General features: G+C 69.7%; 4 protein-coding genes and 1 pseudogene. 2 read left to right on the forward strand and 3 right to left on the reverse strand.

Annotated elements, in window-relative coordinates; translation table 11 throughout:
* Positions 1-117: 117 nt before the first annotated feature.
* The 3 genes and pseudogenes from RMO85_RS06540 to RMO85_RS06550 form a co-directional block, all read right to left on the reverse strand.
* A complete protein-coding gene (locus RMO85_RS06540) occupies positions 118-1176 on the reverse strand; it encodes a glycosyltransferase family 4 protein (protein WP_310527735.1) in 1059 nt (352 codons plus the stop codon).
* Positions 1176-1793 (reverse strand): annotated as a pseudogene (locus RMO85_RS06545) (sugar transferase). The gene RMO85_RS06540 and the pseudogene RMO85_RS06545 overlap by 1 nt, the downstream one beginning before the upstream one ends.
* Positions 1790-3226: an O-antigen ligase family protein gene (locus RMO85_RS06550; RefSeq protein ID WP_310527739.1), complete on the reverse strand. Its 1437-nt coding sequence runs from the start codon at positions 3224-3226 to the stop codon at positions 1790-1792. The pseudogene RMO85_RS06545 and the gene RMO85_RS06550 overlap by 4 nt, the downstream one beginning before the upstream one ends.
* A 90-nt stretch (positions 3227-3316) precedes the next feature.
* Between RMO85_RS06550 and RMO85_RS06555 the strand changes: the two genes are divergently transcribed.
* Both RMO85_RS06555 and RMO85_RS06560 read left to right on the forward strand, forming a co-directional pair.
* Positions 3317-3994, forward strand: coding sequence for a NeuD/PglB/VioB family sugar acetyltransferase (locus tag RMO85_RS06555; protein WP_310527745.1), 678 nt, complete (start codon positions 3317-3319; stop codon positions 3992-3994).
* A 5-nt stretch (positions 3995-3999) separates the two neighbouring features.
* Positions 4000-4621 (forward strand): glycosyltransferase family A protein (locus RMO85_RS06560; RefSeq protein ID WP_310527749.1); only part of this gene is annotated, 622 nt, incomplete at its 3' end.

Genomic DNA, 4621 nt, shown 5'->3' on the forward strand with positions numbered 1-4621 from the left:
TGCCAAGCCACAGCTGGCCATTGGTGCCGGGACGGATGGTATTGATGGTGCTGTTGGCGCCGGGAAAGGCGATCTGCGTTAACATGCCGGTCGCAGTGTCAAGCCGGTTCAGTCCGTTTAGCGTACCCACCCACAGCGGGCCGTCGCCACCACGTCGGCCGCGTCACCCGCGGCGTGCACCAGGACCGGACGGGCTGCGGCCAGCGCCCCCTGGAACTTGCTCGGCATCGTCACCCGCAGCAACGCGGTGTCCTGCAACGAGACCACCTGGATGTCGGAGGCGGCGACGTAGCGTCCCACCGCGTCGGTCGGCACGGCGCCCACGAATGTCACATTGGTGGCACCGAGTCGGGTGGCCAGCTCCTCCAGTCGGACACGGGCGACACCGTCGCCCACCAGGGCCAGCTGGGCCTGGGGACGGCGCGCGAAGGCCTCGATCAGCGGGTCCAGGCCCTGCAGCTCGCCCAGGTTGCCGGCATACATCCAGAGCCTGCCGAGCGGCAGATCGAGATCCGCACGATCGACGTCGCTGGGGAGGGTGTCCGGGGAGAGGTGGCCGTCCTCGACCCAGTTCGGGGTGTCGTGGATCTTCGCATCCGGGACGCCCCGGCTGGTGAGCACCCCACGCATGCCCGGTGAGATCACGCCGATGCCCCCGGCCGAGCGGTAGGACGCGTCGCAGAATCTTCTCAACGCCGTCTCGATCGCCGCTCCCGCCCGGCCACCGACGAAACCGCTGCCTGTCACGCTGTCGGGCCACAGGTCCTGGATCAGCAAGAAGACCGGCGCCCGGTGGCGACGCAACAGCCGCTGCGTGGGGATCACCGCGGTGGCGGGCGAGGAGTAGACCAGCCACACGTCGGGAGTGGGCACCTTGGCGCGCACCACCGCGCTGGCGCCGAGCGAGAAGGAGAGGTAGTTGGCCATCCGGGCCGCCGCGCGGGAGTCGTGGTTGGGCCACAGCGGCGCCCGGTGCACGATGATGCCGGCCTCATCGGTCTCGCGTTGGTAGGGCCGGACCCGGTAGCCGTCCATCACCACGCCGGTCGGGTAGTTGGGAAAGCCGGTGACGACGTCCACCTGGTGACCGAGGTCGCGCAAGCCGCGGGCGATTGCCGCCGGCACGACCGTGCCCGGCTCCGGCGGGTACCACTGGGTGAGGAACCCGATCCGCATCAGGCGTCTCGCTCGGGGTCGACGGCAGGCGGGCCGAAGAACTCGGTCATCGTTGCCTGCCCGTCCGCGCTGATGCCCTCGCGCTTGACGACCTTGCCGACGGTGGCCGCAAGGATCCTCAGGTCGCCCAGCAGGCTGTGGTGCTCGACGTACTCCACGTCGAGGCGGAACTTCTCCTCCCACGAGAGGGCGTTTCGACCCGAGACCTGTGCCAGCCCGGTCAGCCCGGGGCGCACCTCGTGTCGACGCGCCTACTCCGCGGTGTAGCGGGGGAGATAGCGCATCAGCAGCGGCCGCGGGCCGACCAGGGACATGTCGCCCCGCAGGATGTTCCACAGCGTGGGGAGCTCGTCGAGGCTGGCCGAGCGCAGGAACCGACCGGTGGCGGTCAGTCGCGACTCGTCATCGGCCCCGCCCCGTGCGGGGTCCTCGAGACGCATGGTGCGGAACTTGACCATGTCGAAGGGCTCACCACGCAGCCCGGGACGCTGCTGACGGAAGAGCACGGGCCGACCCATGGACAGCCGCACGGCGAGAGCGACGACGGCCTGGATGGGCAGGGACACCAGGAAGACGGGGCACACGAGCAACAGGTCGAGGGCGCGCTTGCTGGTCATCGCACTCGCCTCCCGGCCGGGCGCCTTCCTTGCCGTCGCCGTCCCCGGTCAGGTCCCCCGTCAGGTCGCTGCTCGAGTCGACGGTCGAGTCGCCGCCCAGGCGCACGGTCGGGTCGCCGGAAGGGGAGGACTCCGCAGACGATGACCAGCAGGAACCAGCCGAAGGGGATCGTGGTGAGAGGCTCGCTGAGCCCGAAGACGAGCAGCACGACCAGCAGCACGATCACCATGCGACCCGCGGCCACGTCCTCCGCGTCGGCCAGGCCCGGCAACCGGAGCGCCACCGCGCGGGCAAGGGTCTCCAGATGGATCAGCACGGCCAGGGCCACCCCGATCAATCCCACCTGCGGCAACAGGTCGAACAGTGAGGAGTGGCCGTGCGGGGGGTAGTAGTAGGCATCGTTGGTGGCGAACCAGATCACGTCCATGACGTGATTGGGCGGGGCCGGAACCCAGGGATGCGGCCACACCGCTCCCCAGCCGAACCCTTGCCACAGCTGCGGCTGGGTGGCCTTCCACGCGCCCTCCCAGATCGGCAGCCGTCCTGAGAACGTGCTGGTGTCGCGGCCGAAGAGGGCGGCGACGTCGCTCATGCGCCACACGATCAGGCTCACGAGGGCGAGGCCGGCGACCCACACCCCACGCCGGCGGCTTCTGCTGAGGTGCTGATGAGCCCGCTCGGTGCCGAAGAGGAAGGCGATCGTGACCAGGGCTGCTGCGGTGGAGATGTCGCCGGTGCCCGAGTCGGCCAGCCACAGCCCGACCACGACGACCACCACGCCAGGGGCCCACACCAGCCAGCCGAGGCGGGTCCGAGGTGGCATGGCGATCACCGCGCACACCGGGGCAAGCACGTAGGCCAAGATGTTGCGGTTGGTCCCGACCCCGGCCATGTACCCGGAGTTGCCCGCCCCGACCTCGGCACCCGGCAAGTGCTCGTGCAGGGCATACAGGGAGAGCACCACGATCAGCACACCACCGAGCAACAGCCCGTGGCCCAGGACGCGGGTCGAGACGTTGCAGGAGATCACCCACGCGATGATCGCAATGATGACGTAGATCTGGATGTTGATCCACGAGATGGCGGGCAGTTGGCTCCAGAGCGCACTGAGTGCGGTGAAGGCCAGGAAGAGGACCACCGTCACTGGTGGTGGGCGCAGGCGTAGCCACGGGAGCTGGAGCAGCACGAAGAGGAGCGCGATCTCGATGGCGCTGTCCAGGGACCACTCGAACCAGGGGATGAAGACCAGCGGGTTGGAGAGCAGGTAGAACTCGGCGGCCACGAAGATCGTCCACATCGCGCCGCGCATCGTGCCGGCCTGTGCCGGGATCAGCGCGCGATTGCGAGCGTGAAGTCGCCGCCACCACGGCTGCGTGGTGCGCCCGCGGGGTTCCCCTGCCGACTCAAGGGCCCGAGGCTCCCGGGTGATCACGAGCAAAATCGACCTCGTCGGCATGATGTGTTCAACAGTGCGGCTGGCCGTTGCATCCTAAGGCATCGCACTACATGACACAGTTGGCTCATGAGTCCCGTGCAGCCCGCAGAGCTCGAGCCCCTGGTGATCGTCGGGGCCGGCGGCTTCGGCCGCGAGGTCCTCGACGTGATGGAGGCCATCAACGCCGAGCGGCCGACCTACGGGCTGCTCGGTTTCGTCGACGATGCCATCACCGATGTCAACCTCGAGCGGATCACGGCCCGTGGCGCCACGCACCTCGGCGGAGTGGCGGACCACTTGGCCGGGCCCCACTCCCGGGTGAGTTATGTCATCGGCATCGGCGGCCCCGGCACCCGCCGATCCCTCGCGGCCCGATTCGACGCCGCCGGTGCTGGCGCCGCGACCCTGGTGCATCCCGCGTCGACCCAGGGCTCGGCCGTCAGCATCGGCGCCGGCAGCGTGATCTGCGCCGGCGTGCGGTTGACGACCAACATCGGCATCGGTCGACACGCCCACATCAACCTCAACGCGACCGTTGGTCACAACACCACCATCGGCGAGTTCGTGAGCCTGAACCCCTTGGCCTCGATCTCCGGCGACTGCTGCCTCGAGGACGGCGTACTCGTGGGCGTGGCTGGTGTGGTTCTCAACGGGCTGCGCGTGGGTGCCGGCGCCACGGTGGGCGGTTCCGCCTGCGCGGTGCGTGACGTTCCGCCCGCCACGACGGTGGTCGGGGTCCCGGCCAAGCCGTTGCCGGTCCGCTGAGCCCGATGGCAACCAACCGGGGCAAGAGCTCTCGCCCCACCACCAGCCTCGGTGAGGTGCTGGGGACCTATGGCAGCGCCGTGGACACCGGCAGCGGCGCCGACTGCTTCCTCACCGTGGTGACCCGCACCCAGGGCCGACGACCGCACCTGCTGGCCGAGGTGCTCACCGGCCTCTCCGAGCAGACGGACCGCGACTTCGAGGTGCTCCTCGTGCGGCACCGGACCGCGCCCGACGCGGCCGCCCGCGTCGATGACCTGGTCGCGCTCCAGCCCGAGTGGATGAGCATCCGCGTCCTCGACGTCGCCGACGCGGGGCGGTCGGCTCCACTCAACGCCGGCTTCGCAGCCGCCCGGGGCCGCTATGTCGCGATCCACGACGACGACGACCTGGCTCTGCCCGCCTGGGTCGCCACCTTCAAGGCGTTGGCCACCGAGCACGCCGGCCAGGTGCTGCGCGCGGCCGCGGTGCGCCAGCACGTGGTGGCTGTGGAGGTCGACGGCGAGGTGCACGCCCAGCAGCAGGGCGACCTCGACCGACCGTGGCCGGCCACCTTCTCCTTCCTCGACCATCTCATCGTCAACAGCACACCGCCGATCTCGCTCGCCTTCCCGCGAGCAGTGTTCG

The sequence above is a fragment of the Nocardioides sp. genome (assembly GCF_031422975.1).
Lineage (GTDB): Bacteria > Actinomycetota > Actinomycetes > Propionibacteriales > Nocardioidaceae > Nocardioides.